Source organism: Sporosarcina sp. Y1009, from assembly GCF_057669865.1.
Genome location: NZ_JBYHFO010000005.1, coordinates 119125 through 145200, shown reverse-complemented (window position 1 = coordinate 145200; position 26076 = coordinate 119125). Strand labels below are relative to the sequence as shown.

The window sequence follows — 26076 nt, the reverse complement described above, 5'->3', positions numbered from 1 at the left end:
CTACGCAAGAATTTTCTTCGCGATAATGCTCTTCATAATCTCGGTCGTTCCGGCGTAAATCGATGTAACTGGAATATCACGATACCTTCGGGCGATTTCATATTCCTCGATGTACCCGTAACCACCGTGCAGTTGTAAACATTCGGCTGCTACGCGTTTGGCCATCTCACTAATCCACCATTTTGCCATCGAGACCTCCTTCACGATATCTCTCCCATGAAGGTGTTTTTCTGTCAGTGTATTGATATAGTTTCGGCCTAGATCTATTTCTGTCGCCATTTCAGCGATTTTAAATTGGGTATTTTGGAAATCCGCGATGCGGCTACCGAATGCTTTCCTTTCTTTTACATAATCAATCGTTAGTTTCAGCATCTCTTCCGCCTCGACTTGTACTTGTATCGCTACGACTAAGCGCTCTTGCTGAAGTTTTTCCATCAGGTAATAAAAACCTTTTCCTTCTTCTCCGAGGAGATTTTCTAAAGGGACTTTAACATCTTCAAAAATCAATTCGGCTGTATCTCCGGAATGCATACCCATTTTTTCAAGCCTCTTGCCTCTTTTAAATCCCTGCATCCCGTTTTCGACAATTAATAATGAAATTCCACGATGGGCCGGCTCCGCTTTCGGGTCTGTTTTACAAACGACAACAACATAATCCGCTTTTTCTCCATTTGTAATAAACGTTTTTTCTCCATTTAATACATAGTGGTTCTCCTCTTTTCGTGCAGTGGCACGAATTCCCGCTAAATCAGATCCAGCACCCGGCTCAGTCATCGCTATCGCAGAAATGAATTCCCCCGTCATGCTCTTAGGCAGGTACTTCTGTTTTTGTTCCTCCGACCCAAAAGTAGCTATGTAAGGGCTTACAATATCTGAGTGTAGAGAGACTCCGCTAGCCAAACCTACCCCTACTCGCTCCAATTCTTCTGTTAGAATCATAGAGTAAGAAAAATCAAGCCCTAGTCCACCATATTTTTCATCCACCCAAGGCAATAAAAAACCACTCTCGCCAAGCTTCAACCAAAAGTCACGTGGGATTTCCCGTTCCTTCTCCCACATCTCATAATAAGGATAGGCCTCTTTATCAAGCATTTTCCAAAGTGCTTCCCGAAACATATCATGTTCCTCTGTTAAAAATGACGCTTTCATTACGCACACCCCTTTTGAATGTCGTTCAGTTATCTGTTAATTCACATCTTTATATTACCTTACCAACTAGTAAATTGAATTGCAAGTACTTTTTGAACATTGTTTGAATTTTAAACTGTCGTTCAAGTTAGGCCTGAAATCGTCGGAAAGAAACTTCATGAAAACTTTTTTTTGCGGAGATACACGGAAAGTGAACGTCACAATTGCACTCTGGGAAACTAGGAATAGAAATCCAGGTCTGATCGCCCATTTAAATAATATGTTACTTGAAAAAGTGTACGCAGAAATGATTGAAGAGACAATTGATAAAATGAAAAAAAGCGTAGACCTTGTTCCCGTTATAGTAGGCGGTGGCGGAAGCGATTCATTAATTGAGCGGCTTACAAGGGATTGCGCAGATAACTTTCACGAGAAGACTTTCACAAGTGTATGAAACCGCTCAATCGCAATATTTCGAAGTTTATGGAATTAAGAAGGATTATGTTTCACATACGTTGAATTCTACTAATAGATTGGCGCAAGAGGTGATAATAATGAAGAAACGCCGAAAAGCAACGCCTAAGTTTTTAATAATAATGTCCAATATTTACGGCTTATTTATTATTTATCAAAGCGTTATTGTTATTCACACCCCATACATTTTTGAGAGTTATAAACTTAATAACTATAATCTTGCTGTCTGCAGCTATCGGGGCTTTTATTAGAGAATCGTTTGTTTTAAAGAAGAAGTAATAATTCTAATACGAGCGTTTAGAAAGGGGAATTTAATAAATGGTTGAAATTAAAGACTCGTGGTTTACAGTAAATAAAATAGATCATACAACTTTCGCTATTAGTGAGTATGGACATTGGGAAAAGGTTCACTCTTATTTATTAATTGGCGAGGAGAAAGCTGCATTAATAGATACGGGTCTTGGAATTGACAACATAAAGAGGATTACAGACCAGCTAACAAATTTACCGATTATCGTTCTAACAACACACGTCCATTGGGACCATATTGGAAGTCACGGTGAATTTAAGAATATTTATGTACATAAGCATGAAGAAGACTGGCTAGTCAATGGGATTAAGAAACTTCCAATCGAACAAATCAGAAAAGATGTAAGTCGTGATATTACAATACCCACGCCAGAAACGTTCGATCCGGAAACTTATAAACCTTTTCAAGGGAACCCTAAAGGTTTGTTAAATGATGGCGATGAAATAGAGATTGGCAATAGAAAATTGACTATCTACCATACTCCAGGACATTCTCCAGGGCATATTTCAATTTTAGATAATAGTCGAAGTTATTTATTTACGGGTGATTTGCTTTATGATAAAACTCCAGTGTATGCTTTTTTTCCAACAACCAATCCTGTGGATCTAGTGCAATCATTAAAGAAAATAGCCGACATTCCCAATATAACGAAGATTTATGGTGGACATAATACAATAGGTCTTGATGCAAAACTTTTACAAGAAGTGAAATATGCAGTTGAAGAGCTTAAAGAAAAAGATGAGATAAGATTCGGAACTGGAATTCATAAATTCAAAGGGTTTAGTGTGCAATTTTAATTATTACTATAGAATTATTAATCAATGAAAGGAGTTTCAAATGGAGTTAATTTTGCTTAGTGTCTTCTCAGCACTAATAATATTTATGACCGTTTATTCGTAGATTAAAGTATTTAGCATCGCCTATAAAAGAAAGGAAATATCGCTTCGAAAATGTAGACTTTTAGTAACTTCTTCAATCTTAATCGGCTTACTAGTATTTTCGATTTTGCCCTTCATTTATCAAAAGATATTTAATGCGATTTTCTAACCCTTTACGCAGTGATTTTATCGAGTTTGGTGAACTGCTCATGCACATATCAATTATATGTACAGCTGATTTCATGATTGGTTTGGGCGCTTCGGATGAGGAACTAGACCGCTACTAACAAGGAGGCCGAGCCATAAGCGAATCTGAAATCCATTGCTACCACCCTAATCGATTTACACAGTTACTTCCATTCGTTCATTAAACTTCTATATTGTTTTCGATTCTCCCAACTGTTGTTTATATTATTTTGGTTCAAATGGTTTTTCAAGGAATTTATATATACTAAGGGGCAGATAGATATGAAGAAGAAAATTGATGAGGTTCAAATCCATGAGAAACACTACGAACAAATTTACAATCAAGTAAAAAACGATCCATATGCGCAGTCTTTGGGTATTCAACTAACAAAATTTGAAGTTGGTTTTGCAGAAACAATACTAGAAGTGCAGGACCATATGGTCAATGCGCATGGAACTGTTCACGGTGCAATTATTTATGCTTTAGCTGACCATGCATTTTCGGTAGCTTGTAATGCATACGGAAAAACTTCAGTAGGACTATCAACAACAATCCAGTTTATTGAATCGGCTAAGCCTGGAGACAAGTTAGTCGCCCTTGCAACAGAAATAAGACGTAACTTCCGTACTGGTTTTTACCGAATTGAAATCTTTCATGCAGAAAATCTAATCGCAACAATGGAGGCCGTATCCTATCGTAAGGATTATTATTTTATTGAACTTGATGAACATAGTTAAGTTCAGCAATGCAATCGATATTGTTTAGAACAGGCCTACAAAAGTAAAGCAGATAATTTACTTTATTAAATGAAAATTATCTGCTTACTAGTAGAAAAAAATTTACTTAAGACACAAGTTTCAAACCCACCGCAGCCCCTAAAACCATGCCTATAAAAACAAGTCTTTTCCAGTCTGATGATTCCCCATAAAAAACCATACCTAAAATGGCTCCACCAGACGCGCCAATCCCTGTCCATATTGCATAAGCTGTCCCCATCGGAAGTGTCTTCATGGAATAGGCAAGCAATATAAAACTTACACCAAACGAAAGAATCAAGAGTGCCAATGACTGCCAGTTCCGGTCTTTATGCAATTTATTAATCATCGCAACACCAAACATCTCACATATCCCCGCTGCTACTAAAGAAATCCAAGCCATTAGGATTCATCTCCTTCCTGAACTTTGTCCGTTGTCACCAATTTCAAACCAATGACTCCTGCCAATAAAACCAAAATCAACAGTACTTTCTCGATCATAAATGGTTCTTCAAAGAATAGAATTTCGGAAAAGACAGTTCCTGCTGTACCTAAACCCACAAAAACTGCATATACAGTGCCTACTGGTAGCTTTCGTCCAGCCATAATCATTAAATAGAAGCTGATAAAAATCGCAATTGCCGTACCAGCCCAAGTCCAAAAATCAGAGGCATGTTTTAAACCAATCACCCAAAAAACTTCAAAGAAAGCAGCAATAAATACTTTAACCCAGTCATTATTCATCTAAAAGACACCTCCAATTTTATTGTTGTCCAAAAAACAAAAAAAGCCTAAGAGTAAACTGTTAAACAGTTTCTCCCAGGCTTTTATCCTTCCGTGACACAGCAAATACTGTGAGTTTTCTCTCGGACCAGACCAACATATAATGTTGCGGAACCCTAGAAAACATTTAAGATATGCAATTACTGCTTATTATACACATTGTTAGAACTCAGTCAATATTCGTATGGCTAGAATTTGTTGGGAAATTAAAGGTATTACATGTCGTAGTAACGAAGAGTGTTCAATAACACTTCTACGGAGGGGCAGCAGGATGGATATATATCTTCAAAACTATTTGATTGTGCTTAAACGAAACTTCATGTTATTGATTATGGCATCTTTATTATTAATTTTAACCTTTTTTCTATGGGCTGGTGTTCCAATTTTTATTATTGGAGGGGTCATAGCAGATTTAACGGCTAACTTAGTAATAATCCATTTTTGTATTGCACTATCTGTCGGATTTCTTTTTTCCTTATACTTTGTACCACTTAATCTAAAAGTTGCTAAAAATATTGCCAACTTAAAAAGTCGTGGTGTAGGTCGTTCTTTTATTTACATACAATTAACCTGGACTATAATATGTTCTGTTATTTTCGAATTGGTTATGATTACCGTTCTACAACTACTATAGTATAGTTGAATTAATTATTATTTTATTTTTATAAATGGTGGTGTTTTAATGGAAAATGGTCGTGATAGAGGAATTTTTTACTGGAAGTTGAGTTATAGGAAAAAATTTATTAGGAATTTATGGATGATACCAATCAGTGTTATTCTCATTATATTTTTGTTCACTTATTCTGAATTACCCATGACTTTTAAAATAATTTCTACCTCGGCATTGCTCGTTTCTTTGCTTGTTCAATTAGCCTATACCTTTTCTAAATGGAGAAGTGAAGAAAAACAGAATCAAATATAATTAGCTACTTAAAACCCTATTACAACAAAAAAAGAAGGGACAAAACCATAGCGGTTTATTGTCCCTTTTCGTATGTTTAATAGCCGTTAACACTACTTTTCCCGTTTTCATAGGCTTCTACTAACAAATCAACAATATGCACAGCATCCATCTCATTAGAAAGTCCTTCGCGTTCTATGCCGAGCTTCATTTGTAGTAAACAACCAGGGTTCGTCGTCACAATTGTTTTGGCGTTGGTCTTTTTCGTTTGCGCCATTTTATAATCTAAAATTTGCATCGACATCTCAGACTCTACAATATTATAGATTCCCGCAGATCCACAACAACGACCCGCATCATTCATTTCGACATATGTTACCCCTTCGATCGATTGCAATAATTGACGAGGTTCAACAAATGTTTTTTGACCATTTTTCAAATGACAGGAATCTTGATACGTGACAGTTCGATCACTCAGTTGAAGTGGTAGTTTATCGAATTCAAGTTCGACTAATACGCCCGTGATATCTTTGATTTTATCCGAAAAGGCTTGTGCACGTTCGCTCCATACAGGGTCATCTTTTAAAAGATGTCCGTAGTCTACTAAAAACGCACCGCATCCGCCGGCATTTGTAATGATGTAGTCGACTTCAGCCGTTTCAAACGCTTCGATATTGCGTTTGGCCATTTCTTTCGCTCGGTCTTTCTCACCACTATGGCCGTGTAGTGCGCCGCAACAGCCCTGCGTTTCGGGTACGACGATTTCACAGCCTGCATATTGTAATAGTTTTGTCGTTGAATCATTTGTGGACATGAAAATCGTATCCATTAAACAACCCGAGAAAAAGGCGACGTTCTTTTTTCGTTCTCGTAGTGGTTCAAAATGACGTTGTCGTTGTTTCATTTCCTTCTTCTTAGGAACCGCTGGCAATACTTTTTCCATCGTGCGCATCGTTTCTGGGAAAAGGTTCATAATGCCGACTGATCTCGTCACTTTCTGAAGACCAGATCGTTGGTAAAAGCCAAGTAAACCGACTGCACCAATCATTCGATTGTGATAAGGAAATAGATTATTAAAGAAAATACTTCGCATCGCTTTTTCAGGAAAAGATTGATCATTCGTTTGATAGATTGCATCCCGTGCTTGTTCAAGTAAATGTCCAAAGTTTACGCCTGATGGACAAACAGGCTCGCACGCACGGCAACCTAAACATGAGTCGATGGACCGTTTGACGTCTTCATCAGGTTCGATAAGTCCATCCACGACACCTTTCATCAAGGCAATTCTTCCACGCGGTGAATTTATCTCTTTTTTTCCAGATTCAATATAGGTTGGGCAACTTGGTAAACAAAATCCACAACGCGTGCAATTCATCAGTTCGTCGTAATCCATTTTTTCTTTAAAGCTTTGTTCGATTCGCTCTTTTTCCTTTGTGCTCATCATTGTTCAACCACCACCCGACTTCGTTCGTTCATTGAGAATATTTTTCCCGGGTTCATAATGTTGTTTGGATCAATTGATTTTTTAATGCCTCGCAGGACATCCACACCTGCTTCACCTATCTTTAACTGCAAGTAAGGTAGTTTCATAGCGCCCACACCGTGTTCTCCAGTAATCGTTCCACCGAGCGCTACCGCTTTTTCAAAAATTTCTTCGAATGCTTTTTCGACCAGTGCCATCTCTTCTAGATTTCGAGCATCCGTTAAGCAAGTAGGATGGAGATTTCCATCTCCGGCATGTCCGAATGTGCAAATAGTCAGCTGGTACTTTTCAGCAATTTCTTCAATGGCACGCACCATTTCGGCGATTTTCGAACGCGGAACGGTCGCATCTTCCAAAATGGTTGTGGGCTTTACTCTTGAAAGAGCAGATAATGCCGTTCTTCTCGCGCTCGTTAATGCTTCCGCCTCTTCGCTTGTTTTTGCCACTCGAACATCGACTGCTTTAGTTTCTCTACAAATCTTTTCGATTTTGGCCATATCCCTCGCGACCACTTCCGCAGCACCGTCTTGTTCGATCAATAAAACAGCGCCTACATCTGTTGGCAGACCAATTTTCGCGAAATCCTCCACAACTTGTACTGTTTGTTGGTCTAAAAACTCTAGTGTCGCTGGGATAATTCGATTGGCGATGATTGCAGAAACTGCTTTCGCGGACGTTTCCAAATCATCGAATAATGCAAGTGCTGTTTGTTTCGTTTCAGGTTTTGGTATTAATTTTAAAACGGCTTCTGTCACAACACCGAGTGTTCCTTCTGACCCGACAAATAGTCTGGTCAAATCATAGCCAGCAACATCTTTTGCGAGCTTTCCACCGGTTTTGATGAGCTCTCCATTTGGCAATGCTACTTCCAATCCCATAACGTAATCCCTTGTGACACCGTATTTCAATCCACGTAGTCCACCCGCATTTTCGCTGATATTGCCGCCTATTGTGGAAATGTGCATAGAGCCTGGGTCTGGTGGATAAAAGAGGCCAATTGTTTCTGCCGCAATAATGATTTCGGATGTAATGACGCCTGGTTGGACAGTCATCGTTAAGTTTTCTTCATCAATTTCGAGAATTTGGTCCATATGTTTGAATAGCAAAACAACGCCGCCATGTAACGGTGTTGTTCCCCCACTTAAATTCGTTCCGGAACCTCTTGGCACGACGGGTATCTGATGGTCATTGCAGACTTTTAAGACCGCAGCGACTTCTTTTGCATTCCGCGGGCAAACAATGCAATTCGGCATTGCTTGAAAACCTGGTGTTGCATCATATGAATAGGCATGTAACGTTGCTTTGTTATCCTCGACATTTTCAATGCCTACGATCTTTTCAAATTCGGCTTTTACAGTGGAAGAAATCATTTACATCCCCCTAAGTTATCAATCTACCTTTAGTTTACCTGTATGTTATCTAATTAGAAAGTCAATACAGACTTTATTTGCAATGAAAAAACCGCATACTTCCCCAACAATTGGAAGCATGCAGTCTATTTTCATTCTCTTTCAACTGGCATCGAACAACATCGAAATGATCCACCTGATTTGATAATTTCGGAAAAATCCACTTCAATGACGTTAAATCCATAGGCGCGCATTTGCTTGTTCACTTCTGGGTTTTGCGGCAAACTAAATACTTTTTTTCCACCGATAGAGAGGACATTTGTGCCCAGTGTAAATTGCTCTTCTTCCGATACTTCGATGAGTGTGTACCTGTCAGTTAGCATCTCGACTGTTTTCTCATCCAATGCACTGGGAAAAATCAATCCGATTTTCGGGGAAAGTATGTTAAATACACAGTCTAAATGTAAGTACTTTTCGTTAAACGGCACTGGGATAACTTCATGGTTTGGAAGTTTCTTTGTTAGTTCCCCAACGGCATCCATACTTGTTCGACTACTGATTCCGACATACACAGTATTGCGGTCGATGATGACGTCGCCGCCTTCAATTTTGTTTGTGCGGAGCTTGTTGTACAACGTATTCGTTGACTGTAGCCATCTTTCAAGTTCTTCTTCTTCCCCTTCACGAATTTCACTGCCCATTTCAGCGACGAAAATATCATCACCTAGCGTAAAACCAATGTCGCGGGTGAATACTTGTTCTGGAAATTGTTCGGATGCGGGTAATCGAATGACCTCAACATCGTGTTCTTCTAGTTTATTGAGAAAGGCTTTATGCTGTTTTTTTGCAATATTTTTGTTGATGTTTTCATCTTTATATTGTTCTTGAACTTCATTGATCACTTCTTGGATTTCCATATACTTCGGTTCGCAAACGATGACACGTTGTAATGTGTCGTATTCACTTCGGCATCCTTTAGCCGTGTTCTGATCAGCTTCTTTGGGGGTTTGCATGTTGATATCCTCCGATTATTTTATAATTGTCCATTCCTAGGAATTCCCTACTTTCTGTTTTCCAAACGTGAGAAACTAGAAACCGTTTCAATTCCCCGTGGACGGGTACTAATTAATTAACAGTGAAGTATACTTAACTATTGGGATGCATTGGAGGAATAATGATGATTACAACTGGAAAGGATTTACTCGAAAGAGCAGACTTTGAGACACGAGATGATTTACCTGATTGGCTTGTCCAAGAATATCAAACCTTTCATAACATCGTGACCGATAAATCGTTTCCTTGTTATTTTGGCATGGCAGGCGAATTGGGCGGGGAATTGCGCTATGGCTATGTGACACAAAATGATTGGTCTAACTTACCGAATATCTTGACGTCATTCTTATCCCTTTTTGATGATCCGAAACATAAAAGGCATGGATTATTTGTTTTTGTTGAGCCATTTGAGGTTGAAGGGTCTATCGAAGATTACCGTAAGCAGTTTTGGGATATTTTACAGTATTTGCATGAGGTTGATGAAATAGAGTGGCCAACAGAAAGTCCACGCGACCCAGATCATTATTTATGGGATTTCCGATTTCACGGTGAACCCATCTTTGCTTTTGGCAATGCGCCGGCCTATAAACAACGAAAGACACGCCATTTAGGGAATTCAATGATCATCGGTTTCCAACCACGAATGATTTTTGAAGGCTTAAAAGGAACTGAAAAAGGTGGGATTATGTCACGGGAAAAAGTACGGGAACGCGTTGAAGTATGGGATCAGTTGCCGAAGCACCCAGACATCAGCCATTTTGGAGATCCTACGCATAATGAGTGGAAGCAATTTTTTATCGGCGATGATAGTGAACCGATTATCGGGAAATGTCCGTTTTTGCATAAGGAAATGAAGTGAAAACCGTCTGGAAAGGCGGTTTTTTTTGATGGGGGGGTAATTGCTTGCACTTGGGAGTGGTTTCCTTGCACTCGAACATGGTTTCCTTGCACTTTGATGGGGTTTGATTGCACTCGTAGGGTGTTTGCTTGCAATTCAGGACTTTCCACCTATACAAACACCCTTACTTTCCACCGAGGCAACTCTATATCTCCCTTTTAATATACCCAACAATCGTAATCCCAGCGACAACTACTGCGCCTATGAAAAATCCGATTGACGACATTATAAGTACAACCCATACGTCTGGATTTATTGAATAAAGCGTACTGTAAACTAGCAGACTGACGACGCCCCCGAGGCCAATGGCTATCCCCGCGACAACAACTATTTCTTTAATCAACAAAACAAATACATGTTTAGTTTTCCATCCAAGTGTCATAAAGGTGGATATTTCATCTTTTCTAATGCGAAGTAGTGACAATAGGCTTTCTACAAGTGTGACGAACGCCAGCAAATAGACACTGCCAATTAATAATGTTTGCCAACCGCCTACTTGAACATTTATATACTCTCCTAAAAGGGTCGCATTTGTTTCTCTCACTGTTTCCGTTAGTGATAAATAGACAAACGATGCCAGCGCACTGACCATCAGCAATTGGATGAAACTTAGTAAATGGAATCGTCGGAAATACGATAGACTTTTTAAAACTAATGTTTTCGACCAAATCCCCGTCGTTATATAGCCCGTCGTTTGATTCTGATCCGTAAATAATCGAGAAATCTTTTTGGAAATTAACACCAAGAGGAGACTAACCGCGACAATACCGATTGCGATGTGAATCAAGAAAAGATTTTCAGTTACTGCGAGTTTCCCTCGAAAGCTAAATAAGAGGGCGAGTGAGAGAAGCCATGCAATGATTACGAGAAAACCACTTTCTTTACGCGCCGAGTTCGCAATATCTTTTTTCCGCCAACCAAGCTGTGACAACAAAGTCATTTCACCTTGTTTGTTCAACTGCCAAAACGTCACCCGGTTAATCATATAAATTAGCGATACACCTAAAAAGGAAATCGCTAAGATTAAATTCGATAAATTCCATTGTTCAATGATTGTTCCCGCAGCTCCTAATGTCGTCCAGGATTCGCGCACTAAGCCGACATCCTCAACATCCACTTCCAAATATTGCGAAGAAGCACCAGCTATAATGGATACTTGTAGCCCTGAATCTCGAATTTCATTGGCAATGCGGTCAATTTTTTCTGCCGCGGATGTCGTGTATCCATCGATGCCTGCAACTTTCACGCGTATTGCGTCAATCGGTTTGTCGCCTTTAATCAGCGCTGCAGATTTAATATTTGTTACGCCACTCGCTGCGGCGGTCACAAAACTACCGGGCATAACAGTTGGTCGCAATACAATTTCATTCTCCTCCCCGTCGCCTATGTATGTTGCTGGATATTCTGAATAGATTCCGAGCGGGCTTGATGCTAGCTGATTTTCCTGACCTTCATAGTGGAATTCCCCAATTGGATCTATGATAAGCGATGGACTTAAATCATTATCATATGCCTCTTTTGTTGTAATGCCATTTCGGGTGATTTCCCGGTACAAAGGAACCCCATTCTCATCCCCAATTTTCCGGATGACTAACTTGTCGCCATCCTGTTCATAATTCACATGACCGACTGTATAATACTGGGAGGAATAGGTGAAATCCAAGTCATTGAAATAAGTCCCATCTGCAATTAATTCGTCCAATTCTCCGTTTTCCCCGATGAGAATTGCCTCCTGACGATAAGGATCTAAACGAGCGCCTAAATCGAGGTGGTAAGTCTGGCTACTTTCAGATTTTAATGCGATTAATTCAAAAAGCAGCTGATTATATTCATCCGTGAAAAGTTTGTTTATAAAGACAGGTTGCCCCTTTTGGTGAAGGATCCCCTCTATTGTTTGATAGACATAATCATCATCTAATCCCATTTCATTACGAAATTCCAGCGTCTTTTCTTTCGTAATTGGCAGCGTTTCTACCTCACTTCGTGCAAATAAAGAGACATCCCCTTTCTCCAATTGCAAAACGGGGATAAGCGCAGCATCTGGGAACATCACACTTGTACTATATCCCTCACCCCTATACGGATTTTCCTCATCGAGCCCCTCAAAATTGATACCTGTCAGGGCGCTTTCTTCAGTCATATCGATGCCGACCAATAGATGATAGGTTGGCGGAAGTGGTGCCATAGCTGCGCTAGGATTACAACTATTTAAAAGATCCATATGATTGAATAGCTCTTCAAAGTTATCACTATTCCCGAAATTACTTTTATATGTTTTCGGAGATTCCAATAAAAGACAAATATATTCTTCAGTTATGGGGTATTCATGCAGTCCATCAGATGTAAAATATTGAGTCGTGTAGCGTGTCGAGTTTTCGGAAGGATAATAGCCTATATTGGATTTCATTCCCGCGAAATAACCTAGCGAGGCAACTGGTGCTGCAATTTCAATATCGGGACGCTCTTTAATTTCTTCCCACTGTTCAATTGAAATTCCGCCAGTGCCAAAACCAATATAGTTTTCAGGCACAATCCCTTTTTCGACTTCCAGTTGATGTTCAGCGCCTTCCGGTCGAATTAATAAATCATAGCTGCCGCGTGCATAATAGGTAACATCCGTTGCAACTTGGGATTTGATGGCTTGAAGCGAGGTGATTAAGAGCGGAAGGAAGACAAAGATGACTGTAAAAGCTAAAATCGTTAACACATTTTGAAGTTTTTGACGCCACATACTTTTGACGAGTAGTCTGTTCATCTTTGCACCTCCTCCTGAATGATGCCGTCCCGTAAATATAATTCACGCGACCCGTATTTCGCTACTTCACTGTCATGGGTTACGACGATAATTGTTTTCCCATCGTCATTCAGTTTTTTCAAGAGGTCCAACACTTTTTCACGGTTTTCACCATCGAGGTTCCCAGTCGGCTCATCGCATAATAAAACATCCGGTTCATTCAAAAGAGCTCTGGCGATCGCAGTTCTTTGCTTTTCACCGCCTGATAATTGTTCCGGTAAATGGGCAAGGCGATGCCCCATTTGAACTTCGGTTAACAGCTTTTTCGCTCTGTCCTCGATATCGTTTTTTCGCTGAAATGGCATTTGAGGGATCATGACATTTTCTAAAACGGAATACTGATTGAATAACCTGTAGTGTTGAAAAATGAATCCGATTCTTTGTCTTCTAAACGTTTGGATTTCATCAAGTGATAAAGCCTCGTAATTCGTTTCTTTAAATGCAATTGTCCCGGCAGTTGGGCGTTGTAAGCCCCCGATAATATTGAGTAATGTTGTTTTTCCAGATCCAGATGGTCCCAGTACCGAAACCCATTCACCTTCTTTTATCGTGAGGTCAACTTCTTTTAGAACGGGTTCTTGCTCTATCCCTTTGTATCGAAAAGAAATATTTTGAAGTTCAATCATTTTACTGCCCCCCTTAATGTTCCCGATCAAAGTCAATCAGTTCTGCTAGTTCAATTAATAAATCTACATCTTCCGAACCCAACACGTTGTAGTTATACTTGGAAGTCACGATAAAAAGCTGCGGCAATGTATATTCGTTTTGCGTGATCACTGCTTGCTGACCAGAGATTGTTATCAACCTTCCCGTAGTCGGAAAGACATTCAAAGTTTCTTTTATTCTTTCTTCAACGCTAACGCTACCGTCAGAGGTGTGCATTCGAGTCGAAATCTGAATAAGTGTGTCATTTTCAGTTAGATAAGCGGCGGACAATTCCACGCCTTTCCCCAAAACTCTATTAACAGACAAATAAGGTTCCTTCACAATTTCTTCAATTTTATTATGAGCATCTAAAGGTAAAAAAACATGCTTCAACCCCTCCGCTGTAAATGACCATTCGCGCCTTCCATTTACCCTTTCCATTTTGATAGAATCCGGATGATGAATACCGATCGGCTCGATTACACCAAAATCACTTTTTTCAGATGAACCCTGATTTGAATTAAATAGATTATGCACGTTTTCATTCTCGACATTTTGATAAATAAAAGCACCACTTAAAATAATTAATGAGAACATAAAAGCAACTCTCGTGATACTAAGTGTAAATCTCCACACTTTCGACGGACGTCTTGAAATTTTGTTCTGAATGCTTTTCAAAATCACATCCTGTTCTTCTTTTGACAGCGAAACCGACCTTGCTTCTTCAAAATAGGTATCTAGTTCTCCCTCTTCAAAAGGTATTTTCCCCATGAACATATCCCTCCTCTGTTAATTGGATTTTTAACTCGATTAATCCTCGTCGAAGACTCGTTTTTACACGTGATTCATTCCAACCTAAAACTTCTGCAGTCTCTCTAGTCGATAACTCATTAATCTTCCTTAGAATAATAACTTCTTTATACTGTGGACGAATTTTGCTCAGTGCCTTATACAAATATGTAATGTCTTCATGTAATCCGATATCTTTTTCTGGTGTTCTACTTTCAATTCTCGAAAACCGCAGCTGTTCGAGCATATAAGTAAATGGTTTCTTCCGTCTCAAATAATCAACGGATATATTTCTAGCAATCTGGTACAGCCACGTTTTTCCTGAACTATCGCCCTTAAAACTCCCCAAGTTTTTGAAGGCTTTTACAAAGGTGTCGTGGACTAAATCCTTTGCCTGTTCATGGTCACCAATTCGCATCAGAATAAAGCGGTAGATCCCCTCACTATATTCTTGATACCACTCATCGATAATTTTTTTATAGATCGTAACCACCCCTTACCTTCACAAATTTAGACGGATGAATCAAAAATCGGTTTCAAAGTTATTTTAAAATACTAATTAATTAAATGAATTTCACCATGGTATTAGCAAATTATAAAAAAAGCTAAAACCGGTAAATGGTTTTAGCCTTTTTTCAATCATTCTTCTGTAGAACCTTCAAAATAAAACTTTCTTTATAATTCGTATAGTCGTTCATGTCGCCCTTTTCATTCTGAATATAACTCATTTTGATTTTCTCATACTCTTGCCTCAGCTCAATAGATGCATTCAATTTATTGCGGAATGATATCAAGTCATTCCACTTTTCACCTTTATAATCTATCATGTGAATAATATGAGTCTTGATGTCGAATGTTTCATTGTTATCGAATTTAGCCAAGACGATTTCGTTTTCTAGCACAACACGAAGACGATAAAAACTAATTTCTTGCAAACTCTTAAAGATGTGGGAAGGAACATTATTTATATCATCCACGCCAATAGCAAAGTCAATCATCGGTTTTGCTTTAATCCCAATGATTGAAGTGCTGCCAATATGTTCAATGCGATGAATATCAATTCCGGTTACTGTGTGAATTTCTTTTTGTATTTTTTGAAATTCCTCTTGCCAACCCTCTTGTGGTTCAACTATTTTTATTTCATCTCTTTTTAACCCTAAAATCATTTCAGATCCCCCTAAAAGTGATTTATATGTTTTACATGCCTAATCTTGTCGATTTCCCGGGAAATTCGCCGGTTTTATTCTCTACCCATTTTATAATAAAGGTCCCTCTCAGCTTGCGGAACCATACCGCCGCCTGTTGCCCAAGCGATGTGGGTCGCATTCGGTGAACTAGCGGCTGGTATGTTTCTCTGAATTGCATTGATAGGTCCAATCATTCCAGCGAGTGCAGATGGTTCAAGTTGAATGCCTTCTGCGTCAACAAGTGATGTCAATAGTTTGAAAAGACTGTCATCTTGAATGGTGTAAATCCCAGACAATAACGGTTCCATGGTTTTGCCTACATGACCGGATGCTCTCCCTACCGCTAAGCCGTCTGCAGCGGTTAAATTGCTAAGTCCGAAGTCTTGTACAGAAACTTCTTCGTGAAGTCTCGTCATCATGCCTAATAAGACAGATGGTGAGTTCGTTGGTTCTGCGAAGAAACAATGTACATGATCCCCAAAGACAAGTTTCAAACCAAATGTCACACCGCCCGGGCTTCCCCCTACGCCACAAGGTAAATACATGAATAGTGGATTGTCTTCATCGACAATCGTTCCTCTTTCTTTTAACTGAGATGCAATGCGCTCACCCGCAACTGCATAACCGAAGAATAAATCATAGGAGTTTTCATCATCGATAAAATAACAAGAGGGATCTGCTTCTGCCTGCCTGCGTCCTTCAGCTATCGCTACACTAAAATCATTCGGATACTCGACAACAAAGACACCTTTTTCTCGAAGGAGATCCTTCTTCCACTGTTTTGCATCTGCCGACATATGAACAGTGACATTAAAGCCAAGTTTCGCACTCATAATCCCAATGCTAAGCCCAAGATTTCCTGTGGATCCGACTGCGATTTTATGTTTTGCAAATAAGTCTTTGAATTTCGGCTCCGCGAATTTCACATAATCATCTTCAATTGTCAGCAGACCATGTTGTATCGCAAGTGCCTCCGCATGCTTAAGCACTTCATAAATCCCGCCGCGCGATTTAATAGAACCAGATATTGGCATGGCATTATCCTCTTTCAACAGAAGTTCGCCGGGGATTTTAACCCCGTAATGCTGTTCGAGTTCCTTTTTCATGTTTGGAATAGGCGTCAACGGTGATTCTAGAATCCCATTCGATACTTTGGTTTCTGGGAATACATGTTGAATAAACGGTGCAAAACGCTTTAATCGATCAGATGCTTCTTTCACATCTTCAGCCGTTACGCTAACTTTTGTTAAACCCGTTTTCGTCGTCTCTTGTAAAGGGTTTTCCCAAAAAACTTCTTCTTGCTTCATGATGTTTCCGATTAACGGTAGCTTTTCTTTCCACATAGTTGTATTTACTTCACTCATGGTCTCGCTCCCTTTTCAGAATGGTCTAAAACTAGTATACCATTTGGAGCGCTTCTCAATCCTGTCTGTAAAATTACTGATTCATCACGAATTGTTCAATCAAATCTTCAGTCAGTTGGAATTTAGGATTTATGCGATCATTACCCTCTGCTGCCACATTCATCACGACTGATATCACCCGTCGACCGTCAAAAACACCTGTACTTGCAAAACAAGGCCCAGCCAAGTCTGTAAAACCCGTCTTCAGACCATCAATCTGATTGACTGCCATTGGCATACCCGGCAACATTGAATTTGTGTTCCAAAGCTCAATGCCGTGGCTTGTTGTGAAGTTCGTTATTTTTGTGAAATCCAATACTTCAGGATGTTTGGCAAGAAGTTTCTCAGCAATGATGGAAACTTCTTTTGCTGTCGAAAGATTTGTTTCTTGCGTACTCTTACCAACATAATCCCCGTCCAAGCCACTGGCATTGTAGAAAGTTGTTTTCTTCAGTTTAAATGCTTTTGCTTGTTCATTCATCAACTCAACAAAAGCTTCTTCAGAACCGCTGACCATTTCAGCTAGTGCGATGGCCGCGTCATTTGCAGAGGCGACAGTCATTGCTGTGAAAAGTTCTTCTACTGTATATGTACGGTTGTTCGACATACCTAATCTCACGACACCCGATTCAGTCGTCATCTGATGCATGTACTCACTTGGCTGGTATTCACTCTCCCATGATAGTAGTCCGTCCTTAACCGAATTCAATACAAGGTATTGCGTCATCATTTTTGACATACTCGCAATCGGTAATGCCTCATTACTGTTATGTTCGTAAAGCACGTTTCCACTATCCGCATCGATCAAAATCATCGCCACTGCATCCACATCAAAGTCATAAACTTTTGTCTCAGGAATATCATTTTTAAAAGCCAACGTAAAGCCAATGATTAGAATGATGCCGATGAATAAAAACTTCTTCATGTTCAACACGCCTTTTCAGTTATTCGTTATGCTAATCATAGACAATGGAACTGAAGAATTAGGAAGTGAAATCATGAAGAATTTCTTAAGATTCATGATGTAGGAAATTTGCTTGCACTTCTAGGTGCTTTCCTTGCACTTGGGTTAGGTTTCCTTGCACTTAGCCGTGGTTTGCTTGCAAGTCGGGACTTAAGTCACACATAAAATTAACATGGCGCCATTGAAAACTGCCATCTTTAAAATTACTTCGTAAACAACCAAGTCAAAACTAAAATAACGCCCAATGCCACCCATAATAGGGACAACATCTTCTCTCGTTTCTTCTTATCTTCCATATCCCTTGTCAAATATCGCATGAAAAGTTCAGCTGCAATTGCAATCACGATGATTAATAACCAGTTCAACACCTATTACCTCCTTTGATCAACGAAACGCTGCCGTATACGTGGCAGCGCTTCATTCGTTTTATCTCTACAGATTTGTCCGTACAGCCCATAGCTCTGGAAAAAATTGATGATCAAGTACCGATTTCAAATAACTGACTCCCGCGGAACCACCCGTTCCTTTTTTAAATCCAATAATCCGTTCGACCGTTTTCATATGACGGAAGCGCCATTGTTGATGACTGTCTTCTATATCGACTAGCTTCTCAGCCAGTTGATATAAGTCCCAATTGTCTTCTACATTACGGTATACTTCCAACCAAGCATCTGAGACAGTTTGATCACCTGAGTAGGTAATGGAAAAGTCACGATTTATTAATTTAGGGTTAATTGAAAAACCAGCTTTTGCAAGTGCGCGAACAGCTACATCGTAAATACTTGGTGCTTTATAAGCTGCCTCGAGTTCACTGGCTAGCTCAGGATCTTTTTCGTAGATTTTCAAAATATGTGGTTGCCTATAGCCAAGCGAGAATTCAATCAGTCTGTTTTGATACGATTGAAAACCAGACGCGCGTCCTAAGCTACCCCGAAACTCCATATATTCAGCTGGTGTCAACGTTGCGAGTACATCCCATGCCTGAATGATTTGTGTTTGAATACGCGACACCCGTGCCAACATTTTAAATGCTTCCTGCAACTCCCCATTTTCAATAGCCACAGTGGCTGCACTGAGCTCATGTAAAATGAGTTTCATCCAGAGTTCGCTAACTTGATGAATGACGATAAATAACATTTCATCATGATGTCCAGAAAGTCGGGTCTGACCGGCTAGTATTTTATCGAGATTCAAATATTCACCATAAGTCATCTGCTCTTTAAAATCTGTGTAAATCCCTTTGTCATCCATTTTACAGTCCTCCTTCAAATGGTCGTAAAACTGCACGAACTGGGCTACCATCTGATTCTGCTAAAGGAAGTGGCAGTGCAATGAGTTCATAATCCCCGGGTTCAATAGCCTTGAGCACAATGTTTTCCAAAATCATCACACCGTTATTGTTTAATGAATGATGGGCCTCCAATAATTTACTCGTTTCTGGGTCCACTGACGGTGCTTCAACACCAATCAGCCGAACACCACGCGACTTTAGAAACGGTCCGATATCCGCACGTAAATACGCGAAGTCCTCCGGAAAAACTGACAAATCACGGCGACTCCCCATTTTGAATAAAATCCGTTCTGCGCCACCAAAATCGATGTCAGCCAGTTCCTTTTCACCGATACTTTCATAACCAGAAACATCAATGACACGCGCTCGGCCAATATAAAGATTGATTGGTAAATCAAGCACTTTCAATCCATGATCGTCAAAATGGAAGGGTGCGTCGATATGCGTGCCCATATGCGTACTTGTCGTCATTTTCCCGATATTCACTGAGCCTGTGTCCACTTTCTTAAATGCAACTTCATATGAAAAAGGGGTATCCCCTGGCCATTCAGCAATCCCATTTTTAAGGGGTTGGGAAATATCAATCCATTTAGTCATGCAACAACGCCCCTTTTATTTTCAAATTTCTCGTAGCGTTTTTCGTCCATAATTACTTTCAATTTTTGAACAGTCCGCCACACATCTTCGAATGAGTTATAGAGCGCAACTGGTGCAAGTCGGACGCCGTTTGGTGCTCGAAAATCTGGAATGACACCGTCTTCTTTTAAGGCACTACAAATACGTGCAGCTTCTTTATGTTCCAGTAAAATATGACCACCGCGTGATTCATCAACCGGACTTCCTATTGTAAATCCGTGACTTGTAAGTTCTGTATGCACTAAATCCAAAAGATAGTTCGTTAATTGCAGCGATTTTTCACGCACACGCTTGATGCCAACTTCTTCAAATAGTTCCAGCGCTCCAATCACTGGCGCTAAACTTAGAACATGCGGCGTTCCAATTTGATAAGCACCCACATCTAATGCGGGGTCCATTGCATGATCCATGTCAAATTGTGCTTCTTTTTTAGAACCGAACCAACCTGCTAGTCCGGGTGCTTTTCCGAAATTTTTCTCATGAACGAATAAACCGCCAACTGAACCTGGTCCGCCGTTTAAATGCTTATACGTACACCAGAAAGCAAAATCCACACCCCAATCATGGAGCGAATGTTCAATCGCACCGACAGAATGACATAAATCGAAGCCAATTGGAATTCCTCTTTCATTCGCTGCAGCAGTGAGTCGTTTCATATCGAGGATCTGCCCACTGCGATACAGGACTGACGGCAAGACAATTAGCGCAATGTCATCTGTCATCGCTTCAATAATATCGTCTTCTTTTAAAAATCGACCGTCCCTGCTCTTTACTCTGACAAGATGTTCATCTGGGGCATAGCCTTTTAATGCCAACTGACTTTTGAGCGCATATATATCTGATGGAAAATTCAATTCGTCTGCGAGGATTTTTGTTTTATTCCCCGTGGGTTTGTAAAACGTGGCTACGAGCTGATGTAAATTCGTTGTTGTCGATCCCGTTGCCAACACTTCGCTTTTTGCTCCCCCAACAAGTGGCGCCATTTTTTCGCCAACCGATTCCGATAAGTAAAACCACGGATGTTCTCCTTCTGTCCAACCATCGATGCCAAGCGTTCTCCAGGAATCAAGTAATTCGAGTAAAGTTTTTTCAGCTCGTTTTGATAAAAGACCTAAAGAATTCCCATCCATATAGATGATATTTTCTTGCAAATAAAATTCTTCTCTCAAACTGGCTAAGTTGTCTTTTGCATCAAGATTCTGTGCATATTCGAGTGTTGTCAATGTCAACTTCCATCCCCCCGCATCATTTTTCTAACTTACCTAAATCATAACATTAATGGGATTGTTGGTGACATCTGATTTCACACAAAAAAATACAGACAGAAGTGTATGAAACCCTTCTACCTGCATTGATTACCTAGAGTACCCGTACTTCTCTATTTTTAAACATTCCTAATATTTAACTTAATGTAAAAGAATGCCATGTAGAATCGCGAATTGAATAACGCCTAGATTCATTCTCCCTATTTAAACCATCCTTTTTCTTTAAATCGGGAAATGGCTTCAATCCGATTACTCACACCTAGTTTGTCCAATATCGTAGAAATATAATTCCGAACCGTTCCTGGTGTTAGATATAATTCTCCTGCAATTTCTTTAGTTGTTTTTCCTTTTGATACAAGTTTAAGCACTTGGCTTTCCCGCTCTGTTAAAGGGTTTTCGTTTTCATCGTCGAATGCAATATCGACGAGTTCTGGCGCGTAAATTCGACGCCCCTCCATAATTTTCCGAATCGAACTCACCAGTTCCTCAATCGGACTATCTTTTAATAAATAACCGCGCACGCCTGCTTTTCGAGCCCGTTCAAAATACCCTGAACGCGCAAAAGTCGTCAGAATAATGATTTTGCACGGAGAGCCTTGTAAATCCTCCGCCGCATCCAATCCTGTTTTGACAGGCATTTCAATATCCATGATACAAACATCTGGGTTCTGCTCATTTACTAACTGTACTGCTTCTTCCCCGTTTTTCGCCATACCCACGATTTCTATATCATCTTCCATACTCAGTAATGAACCCAATGCGCCTAAGAGCATTCCTTGATCTTCCGCCAACACAATGCGTATCACTCAATCTCCCCCTGCACTCTTCTTAATAATGTCCGGAACTCGAATCGTGAGTTTTGTTCCTGGATTTCCTTCAATTTCTAAAGATCCATTTACAAACTCGAGTCTTTCCCGAATACCTTTTAAACCGTTTCCTGGAAGATTGACGCCTTTACCTGGAATCCCAATACCATCATCTTCCACGTGAATCAGAAATTCATCTGATGACTTCTCAAATTCAATATGACATTCACTTCCGTAACTATGTTTCACAACATTTGTTATAGCTTCCTTCAAACACATACTTAATACATTTTCAACTAACGGCGGGATATCCATCTGTTCAGGATTGCCTTCTACCGTTAACGTCATTTCAGCAGCTTTTAAGATCTGCCGAACGCGTAATAACTCATCTTTTAGCTTTGTCATTCGGATATCATCCACAAGTTCTCGCACTTCTTTTAATGCTGCACTTGCAGTTTGTCGAATATCTAGTAGTTCTTTTGCAGCGGCTTCTGGATTTCTTGAAATTAGCCTTCCTGCAAGGTCGCTTTTTAGGCCTATAAGAGATAATTTCTGTCCAAGAGTGTCATGCAAATCGCGCGCAATGCGGTTACGTTCCTCAAGAATGATTAATTCTGAAATACGTTCATTTGCGTGTTCCAATTGGCCTTCTAATTTCTCGCGTTTGTTTCGATTGTATAAAGTGAATGGCAAAAGTACCGTACCGAGCACCGAGATGAGGATAAAATGAACTTGCGGTAAAAACAATTCGATTTCAATGAAGAAACCAGTAACAATCGCGACAATTGTAAATGCAATATGGAGTCCATACATGATGAAAAAACCGACCGGATTTCGTATATTTCCAATGAAAAAGGCTGTGAATGTGGATAAGTACAAATAACCAAACAACAATGTCATGACAACATTAATAATGATTTCAAAGCTGACCCACATATAAACAAGTCCACTTTTTGACTTGTATGAAAAACGATAGGATAAGAAAAATAATAGTAATAAGAAGATGCCAATTGCAATTTCAATTCGAGAAGATGATCTAAATATGAAAAAGAACGGTAAAAAACAAAATACTGCCCAAGCATATATACTAAGCCATGGACTTTTCGGAAAAATACTATACCAACTATTCATACCACTTGCTCACCGTCCTTTCTCCGATTATACCAAATTTTTCTACTCCTGCGTGTCTCTGAATGAAAAACAACCACCTCTAAGTTGAGGTGGTTGCCGTCAAATCATTTTACTTTCCTTCGAGACTTGTGCGTTTTGGTTTTAAATCAATTGAGTCACTTGCTTTACGTACTATATTTTTCACTTCACCAAATGTAACGAACCCTTTTTTAGCTGGATCATATAGTTTATATTTTAACGATGCCAAACTTGTTTTAATGGTAATTGTTGTTGCGTTATGAAGAGGTGGCACTGAATCATGTGCGACTTCCAAGTTGTAATTCGGAACACGTGGTGATAAGTGATGGACGTGGTGGAAACCAATGTTTCCAGTTGCCCACTGCAATACTTTCGGCAGTTTGTAGTATGAACTTCCGTCAACAGCAGCTTTCACATAATCCCATTCTGACTCTTCTTCAAAATAAGAGTCCTCAAACGTATGTTGGATATAGAATAACCAAATGCCTAGTGCACCTGCAACAAACATAATTGTTCCTTGAACAATGACAAATGCTTGCCATCCAATTAAGACGATCATCAACGTATAAAGCACGACTAAAATTATGTTCGTCAAATACGTATTGTTTCTTTCTTTTTGTCTAGCGTCTTTACGGTTAAAGCGGCTTGAAATCAGAACTAGAAATAATGGTCCAAATCCAAACATCACAAGTGGATTACGGTATAAGCGATAAGCCAAACGCGTCCATTTCGATGCTTCAACATATTCTTCAACAGTCATAACCCAAATGTCACCAACACCGCGCTTATCAAGATTTGAACTTGAAGCGTGATGAATCGCATGCTCGCGTTTCCATTTTGAATAGGCGAACAGTGTTAAAATTCCTGTAGCCGTGCCGACAATATCATTCGCTTTACGATTTTTGAAAAACGAACCGTGTGTACAGTCATGGAATATGATAAATGTTCGAATGACAAATCCTGCAGCGATAATCGCGAACGGGAGCATCAACCAGATTGACACCGACAAACTTTGATACGCCAAAAACCAGAAGATAAATAACGGTGGAACTGTGTTCACTAATTGGATAATACTTTTCTTTTTATCTGATTTTGCAAAAGGAGCTACGTTCTTGTGTAATTTCATTGTTTTTTCTTTACTCATTTGTTTTCCTCCTTGGGAATCATGATGATCTGTTTTCATTTCTTACTTATCATACTAATGTGTTTCTCTCCTCCTGATTAGACTTAAATGTCATCACTTCTATATGACAACTGTCATATATGATGGAAATTACTACCACCGTTAAGGAAGGTAGCTCTTGTTGCTTGAACAGGAATGTGGTTGTGATCGGTGCTGCGTGGATTCTGATCGATGCGGACCCAGTTGTGCTCGTTGCTCGAAATGGAGCGAGGTTATGCTCGATGCGATGTGGGTTCTGATCGGTACTGACCTAGTTGTGCTCGTTGCTCCGATGTTTGTGCTCGATGCTCGAAATGGAGCAAGATTATGCTCGATGCGATGTGGGTTGTAATCGGTACTGAACCCAGTTGTGCTCGTTGCTCCGATGTTTGTGCTCGTTGCTTGAACATGAATGATTTTGTGTAGGAGCTTCTAGGTGAAAATATACTATTTCGTCAATTAAGGCATTTTACGCTATACTAGGATAGGGAGGAATGACAATGTTATACATACAAAACGCAAAAATTTTCACGGGAACTGGTCAAGTGGTTGAAGGAAATATTTATGTTAAAGATGGAAAGTTTGTTGACGTTGGGGCGACGCTAGCTATTCCTGAAGGTTCGGTGGTCGTGAATGCCAAGGGAAAAATTATTACGCCGGGGTTGATTGATGTCCATTCCCATCTTGGCTTAAGTGAGCAAGGAATCGGCATAGCTGGACAAGATGTGAATGAAATGAGTGCAGCGTCAACGCCTCAAGTAAGTGCGCTTGACGGGATTAACCCGGGGGATACTGGATTTGAGGATGCAAGACGTTTCGGTGTCACGACTGTACAAATAATGCCTGGTAGTGCAAACGTTATTGGCGGAGAAATGGTTGTCGTCAAAACAGTTGGGAATGTTGTCGATGAAATGATTGTGAAAAATCCTTCTGGGCTGAAGGCTGCAACAGGTGAAAATCCAAAACAGGTTTACGGCAGTAAAGGTAAAATGCCAACTACACGAATGGGCTTAGCTGCACAGATACGTGAAGATCTTATCGCAGCACAAAACTATATCGATGACCGAAAAACAAATAAATGCGGTCGTGATTTAGGGCTCGAAAATATTGCGAAGGTCTTACAAAAAGAAATTCCACTACGCGTCCATGCACACAGAGCCGATGATATCGCGACCGTTTTGCGTATCCAAAAAGAATTTGATATTCAGCTTACGATTGAACATTGTACAGAAGGTCATCTCATTGCCGATTTCATTGCGCAGCATGACGTCAGGGTTTCTGTTGGACCGACAATGTCGCCTCGTTCCAAAACAGAGTTATCCGATAAGGGATGGCATACCCTTCTTGCCCTTTCCGAAGCTGGCATACCAGTCTCCATAACGACTGATCATCCAGTGATTGCAATCGAGCATTTAATGACTAGCGCGATTCTTGCGGTGAAAAATGGATTTCCAGAAGAAAAAGCATTAGAAGCGATAACACTGAATGCAGCGAAACATATTGGTGTCGAAGACCGAGTTGGTTCGATCGAAAAAGGAAAAGATGCGGATTTCGTTATTTGGAATGGTGATCCTTTTGATCTTCGTTCGACGATTGATGCTACTTATATAGAGGGTAAAGTGGTGTACCAGAAATAATGCATCAAAAAAAGAGCTGCCCAGTATAACCTTAACCCGTTCAGTTCACTGGTACAAAAGTTGAAATAACAAGCGAAATAACATCGAACTAGAACAACAATTAGCATCGCAATTAGCGGTGCTTTTTTCATCTTTAAAAAGGTTTTTTG

At 39.9% G+C, this 26076-nt stretch carries 28 protein-coding genes and 1 riboswitch; of the genes, 7 read left to right on the top strand and 21 right to left on the bottom strand.

Annotation, left to right across the window (positions count from 1 at the left end):
* A complete protein-coding gene (locus tag AC25Y1_RS08265; protein WP_488147495.1) occupies positions 1-1149 on the bottom strand; it encodes an acyl-CoA dehydrogenase family protein in 1149 nt (382 codons plus the stop codon).
* Positions 1150-1306: 157 nt separating this feature from the next.
* On the opposite strand from AC25Y1_RS08265, the gene AC25Y1_RS08260 reads away from it, so the two are divergent.
* The 4 genes from AC25Y1_RS08260 to AC25Y1_RS08245 all read left to right on the top strand — a co-directional run bounded on the left by AC25Y1_RS08260 (position 1307) and on the right by AC25Y1_RS08245 (position 3714).
* Positions 1307-1582, top strand: coding sequence for a hypothetical protein (locus tag AC25Y1_RS08260; protein WP_488147494.1), 276 nt, complete (start codon positions 1307-1309; stop codon positions 1580-1582).
* A 338-nt stretch (positions 1583-1920) separates the two neighbouring features.
* A complete protein-coding gene (locus tag AC25Y1_RS08255; protein WP_488147493.1) occupies positions 1921-2709 on the top strand; it encodes an MBL fold metallo-hydrolase in 789 nt (262 codons plus the stop codon).
* A 236-nt stretch (positions 2710-2945) separates the two neighbouring features.
* Positions 2946-3077: a hypothetical protein gene (locus tag AC25Y1_RS08250; RefSeq protein ID WP_488147492.1), complete on the top strand. Its 132-nt coding sequence runs from the start codon at positions 2946-2948 to the stop codon at positions 3075-3077.
* 181 nt (positions 3078-3258) lie between these two features.
* Complete coding sequence (locus AC25Y1_RS08245) at positions 3259-3714, top strand: PaaI family thioesterase (RefSeq protein WP_488147491.1); 456 nt, start codon at positions 3259-3261, stop codon at positions 3712-3714.
* Positions 3715-3820: 106 nt separating this feature from the next.
* Here the strand turns inward: AC25Y1_RS08245 and AC25Y1_RS08240 are convergent, their stop codons facing one another.
* The 3 genes from AC25Y1_RS08240 to AC25Y1_RS08230 form a co-directional block, all read right to left on the bottom strand.
* Positions 3821-4135, bottom strand: a complete 315-nt coding sequence (locus AC25Y1_RS08240) for a DMT family transporter (RefSeq protein WP_488147490.1) — start codon at positions 4133-4135, stop codon at positions 3821-3823.
* Positions 4135-4476 carry a DMT family transporter gene (locus tag AC25Y1_RS08235; protein ID WP_488147489.1) on the bottom strand — a complete coding sequence of 114 codons (342 nt, stop codon included), beginning with the start codon at positions 4474-4476 and terminating at the stop codon, positions 4135-4137. Before AC25Y1_RS08235 ends, AC25Y1_RS08240 begins: the two co-directional genes overlap by 1 nt.
* 70 nt (positions 4477-4546) lie before the next feature.
* Positions 4547-4646, bottom strand: a riboswitch (guanidine-I (ykkC/yxkD leader).
* A gap of 160 nt (positions 4647-4806) precedes the next feature.
* Complete coding sequence (locus AC25Y1_RS08230) at positions 4807-5037, bottom strand: hypothetical protein (protein WP_488147488.1); 231 nt, start codon at positions 5035-5037, stop codon at positions 4807-4809.
* Positions 5038-5197: 160 nt separating this feature from the next.
* Between AC25Y1_RS08230 and AC25Y1_RS08225 the strand changes: the two genes are divergently transcribed.
* Complete coding sequence (locus AC25Y1_RS08225) at positions 5198-5437, top strand: hypothetical protein (protein WP_488147487.1); 240 nt, start codon at positions 5198-5200, stop codon at positions 5435-5437.
* 76 nt (positions 5438-5513) lie between these two features.
* Here the strand turns inward: AC25Y1_RS08225 and AC25Y1_RS08220 are convergent, their stop codons facing one another.
* The 3 genes from AC25Y1_RS08220 to AC25Y1_RS08210 form a co-directional block, all read right to left on the bottom strand.
* Entirely contained in the window at positions 5514-6857 is a 1344-nt protein-coding gene (locus tag AC25Y1_RS08220) for a (Fe-S)-binding protein (protein WP_488147643.1), read from the bottom strand.
* Positions 6857-8269, bottom strand: coding sequence for a glycolate oxidase subunit GlcD (gene glcD, locus AC25Y1_RS08215; protein ID WP_488147486.1), 1413 nt, complete (start codon positions 8267-8269; stop codon positions 6857-6859). The genes AC25Y1_RS08220 and glcD overlap by 1 nt, the downstream gene beginning before the upstream one ends.
* A 131-nt stretch (positions 8270-8400) precedes the next feature.
* The gene (locus AC25Y1_RS08210) at positions 8401-9261 is read right to left on the bottom strand and encodes a dimethylarginine dimethylaminohydrolase family protein (RefSeq protein WP_488147485.1); all 861 of its coding nucleotides are present in this window, start codon (positions 9259-9261) and stop codon (positions 8401-8403) included.
* A 164-nt stretch (positions 9262-9425) separates the two neighbouring features.
* Here AC25Y1_RS08210 and AC25Y1_RS08205 point away from each other — a divergent pair, with 164 nt between their 5' ends.
* Positions 9426-10160, top strand: a complete 735-nt coding sequence (locus AC25Y1_RS08205) for a YqcI/YcgG family protein (protein WP_488147484.1) — start codon at positions 9426-9428, stop codon at positions 10158-10160.
* Positions 10161-10344: 184 nt separating this feature from the next.
* Here AC25Y1_RS08205 and AC25Y1_RS08200 read toward each other — a convergent pair whose 3' ends face one another.
* The 14 genes from AC25Y1_RS08200 to desA all read right to left on the bottom strand — a co-directional run bounded on the left by AC25Y1_RS08200 (position 10345) and on the right by desA (position 24272).
* Positions 10345-12954 carry an ABC transporter permease family protein gene (locus AC25Y1_RS08200; RefSeq protein ID WP_488147483.1) on the bottom strand — a complete coding sequence of 870 codons (2610 nt, stop codon included), beginning with the start codon at positions 12952-12954 and terminating at the stop codon, positions 10345-10347.
* Complete coding sequence (locus AC25Y1_RS08195) at positions 12951-13619, bottom strand: ABC transporter ATP-binding protein (RefSeq protein WP_488147482.1); 669 nt, start codon at positions 13617-13619, stop codon at positions 12951-12953. The genes AC25Y1_RS08200 and AC25Y1_RS08195 overlap by 4 nt, the downstream gene beginning before the upstream one ends.
* A 13-nt stretch (positions 13620-13632) precedes the next feature.
* Complete coding sequence (locus AC25Y1_RS08190; RefSeq protein WP_488147481.1) at positions 13633-14409, bottom strand: hypothetical protein; 777 nt, start codon at positions 14407-14409, stop codon at positions 13633-13635.
* On the bottom strand, positions 14390-14920 hold the full coding sequence (locus tag AC25Y1_RS08185) for an RNA polymerase sigma factor (protein ID WP_488147480.1): 531 nt from the start codon (positions 14918-14920) through the stop codon (positions 14390-14392). The genes AC25Y1_RS08190 and AC25Y1_RS08185 overlap by 20 nt, the downstream gene beginning before the upstream one ends.
* Positions 14921-15062: 142 nt before the next feature.
* Entirely contained in the window at positions 15063-15593 is a 531-nt protein-coding gene (locus AC25Y1_RS08180; RefSeq protein WP_488147479.1) for a GrpB family protein, read from the bottom strand.
* Between the two features lie 74 nt (positions 15594-15667).
* Positions 15668-16978 (bottom strand): D-serine ammonia-lyase, encoded by a 1311-nt coding sequence (gene dsdA, locus AC25Y1_RS08175; RefSeq protein ID WP_488147478.1) that lies wholly within the window; start codon positions 16976-16978, stop codon positions 15668-15670.
* Between the two features lie 73 nt (positions 16979-17051).
* On the bottom strand, positions 17052-17942 hold the full coding sequence (locus AC25Y1_RS08170) for a D-alanyl-D-alanine carboxypeptidase family protein (protein ID WP_488147477.1): 891 nt from the start codon (positions 17940-17942) through the stop codon (positions 17052-17054).
* A gap of 242 nt (positions 17943-18184) precedes the next feature.
* A complete protein-coding gene (locus AC25Y1_RS08165; RefSeq protein WP_488147476.1) occupies positions 18185-18346 on the bottom strand; it encodes a hypothetical protein in 162 nt (53 codons plus the stop codon).
* Positions 18347-18413: 67 nt separating this feature from the next.
* Positions 18414-19232 carry a tryptophan 2,3-dioxygenase gene (kynA, locus tag AC25Y1_RS08160; RefSeq protein ID WP_488147475.1) on the bottom strand — a complete coding sequence of 273 codons (819 nt, stop codon included), beginning with the start codon at positions 19230-19232 and terminating at the stop codon, positions 18414-18416.
* Position 19233: 1 nt separating this feature from the next.
* On the bottom strand, positions 19234-19869 hold the full coding sequence (gene kynB, locus AC25Y1_RS08155) for an arylformamidase (protein ID WP_488147474.1): 636 nt from the start codon (positions 19867-19869) through the stop codon (positions 19234-19236).
* On the bottom strand, positions 19866-21137 hold the full coding sequence (kynU, locus tag AC25Y1_RS08150) for a kynureninase (protein ID WP_488147473.1): 1272 nt from the start codon (positions 21135-21137) through the stop codon (positions 19866-19868). Before kynU ends, kynB begins: the two co-directional genes overlap by 4 nt.
* Before the next feature lie 236 nt (positions 21138-21373).
* Positions 21374-21979 (bottom strand): response regulator, encoded by a 606-nt coding sequence (locus tag AC25Y1_RS08145; protein ID WP_488147472.1) that lies wholly within the window; start codon positions 21977-21979, stop codon positions 21374-21376.
* Entirely contained in the window at positions 21980-23110 is a 1131-nt protein-coding gene (locus tag AC25Y1_RS08140; protein WP_488147471.1) for a sensor histidine kinase, read from the bottom strand.
* A 109-nt stretch (positions 23111-23219) separates the two neighbouring features.
* Complete coding sequence (desA, locus tag AC25Y1_RS08135; RefSeq protein ID WP_488147470.1) at positions 23220-24272, bottom strand: Delta(5) desaturase DesA; 1053 nt, start codon at positions 24270-24272, stop codon at positions 23220-23222.
* 518 nt (positions 24273-24790) lie between these two features.
* Between desA and AC25Y1_RS08130 the strand changes: the two genes are divergently transcribed.
* On the top strand, positions 24791-25927 hold the full coding sequence (locus tag AC25Y1_RS08130) for an amidohydrolase (RefSeq protein WP_488147469.1): 1137 nt from the start codon (positions 24791-24793) through the stop codon (positions 25925-25927).
* Positions 25928-26076: the final 149 nt, after the last annotated feature.

What these genes read in the sequence shown, in the direction of transcription:
- AC25Y1_RS08265 (WP_488147495.1), bottom strand. Translation starts at nt 1,149, where the DNA reads ATGAAAGCGTCATTTTTAACAGAGGAACATGATATGTTTCGGGAAGCA.
- AC25Y1_RS08260 (WP_488147494.1), top strand. Translation starts at nt 1,307, where the DNA reads ATGAAAACTTTTTTTTGCGGAGATACACGGAAAGTGAACGTCACAATT.
- AC25Y1_RS08255 (WP_488147493.1), top strand. Translation starts at nt 1,921, where the DNA reads ATGGTTGAAATTAAAGACTCGTGGTTTACAGTAAATAAAATAGATCAT.
- AC25Y1_RS08250 (WP_488147492.1), top strand. Translation starts at nt 2,946, where the DNA reads ATGCGATTTTCTAACCCTTTACGCAGTGATTTTATCGAGTTTGGTGAA.
- AC25Y1_RS08245 (WP_488147491.1), top strand. Translation starts at nt 3,259, where the DNA reads ATGAAGAAGAAAATTGATGAGGTTCAAATCCATGAGAAACACTACGAA.
- AC25Y1_RS08240 (WP_488147490.1), bottom strand. Translation starts at nt 4,135, where the DNA reads ATGGCTTGGATTTCTTTAGTAGCAGCGGGGATATGTGAGATGTTTGGT.
- AC25Y1_RS08235 (WP_488147489.1), bottom strand. Translation starts at nt 4,476, where the DNA reads ATGAATAATGACTGGGTTAAAGTATTTATTGCTGCTTTCTTTGAAGTT.
- AC25Y1_RS08225 (WP_488147487.1), top strand. Translation starts at nt 5,198, where the DNA reads ATGGAAAATGGTCGTGATAGAGGAATTTTTTACTGGAAGTTGAGTTAT.
- AC25Y1_RS08220 (WP_488147643.1), bottom strand. Translation starts at nt 6,857, where the DNA reads ATGAGCACAAAGGAAAAAGAGCGAATCGAACAAAGCTTTAAAGAAAAA.
- glcD (WP_488147486.1), bottom strand. Translation starts at nt 8,269, where the DNA reads ATGATTTCTTCCACTGTAAAAGCCGAATTTGAAAAGATCGTAGGCATT.
- AC25Y1_RS08210 (WP_488147485.1), bottom strand. Translation starts at nt 9,261, where the DNA reads ATGCAAACCCCCAAAGAAGCTGATCAGAACACGGCTAAAGGATGCCGA.
- AC25Y1_RS08205 (WP_488147484.1), top strand. Translation starts at nt 9,426, where the DNA reads ATGATTACAACTGGAAAGGATTTACTCGAAAGAGCAGACTTTGAGACA.
- AC25Y1_RS08200 (WP_488147483.1), bottom strand. Translation starts at nt 12,954, where the DNA reads ATGAACAGACTACTCGTCAAAAGTATGTGGCGTCAAAAACTTCAAAAT.
- AC25Y1_RS08195 (WP_488147482.1), bottom strand. Translation starts at nt 13,619, where the DNA reads ATGATTGAACTTCAAAATATTTCTTTTCGATACAAAGGGATAGAGCAA.
- AC25Y1_RS08190 (WP_488147481.1), bottom strand. Translation starts at nt 14,409, where the DNA reads ATGGGGAAAATACCTTTTGAAGAGGGAGAACTAGATACCTATTTTGAA.
- AC25Y1_RS08180 (WP_488147479.1), bottom strand. Translation starts at nt 15,593, where the DNA reads ATGATTTTAGGGTTAAAAAGAGATGAAATAAAAATAGTTGAACCACAA.
- dsdA (WP_488147478.1), bottom strand. Translation starts at nt 16,978, where the DNA reads ATGAGTGAAGTAAATACAACTATGTGGAAAGAAAAGCTACCGTTAATC.
- AC25Y1_RS08170 (WP_488147477.1), bottom strand. Translation starts at nt 17,942, where the DNA reads ATGAAGAAGTTTTTATTCATCGGCATCATTCTAATCATTGGCTTTACG.
- kynA (WP_488147475.1), bottom strand. Translation starts at nt 19,232, where the DNA reads ATGGATGACAAAGGGATTTACACAGATTTTAAAGAGCAGATGACTTAT.
- kynB (WP_488147474.1), bottom strand. Translation starts at nt 19,869, where the DNA reads ATGACTAAATGGATTGATATTTCCCAACCCCTTAAAAATGGGATTGCT.
- AC25Y1_RS08140 (WP_488147471.1), bottom strand. Translation starts at nt 23,110, where the DNA reads ATGAATAGTTGGTATAGTATTTTTCCGAAAAGTCCATGGCTTAGTATA.
- desA (WP_488147470.1), bottom strand. Translation starts at nt 24,272, where the DNA reads ATGAGTAAAGAAAAAACAATGAAATTACACAAGAACGTAGCTCCTTTT.
- AC25Y1_RS08130 (WP_488147469.1), top strand. Translation starts at nt 24,791, where the DNA reads ATGTTATACATACAAAACGCAAAAATTTTCACGGGAACTGGTCAAGTG.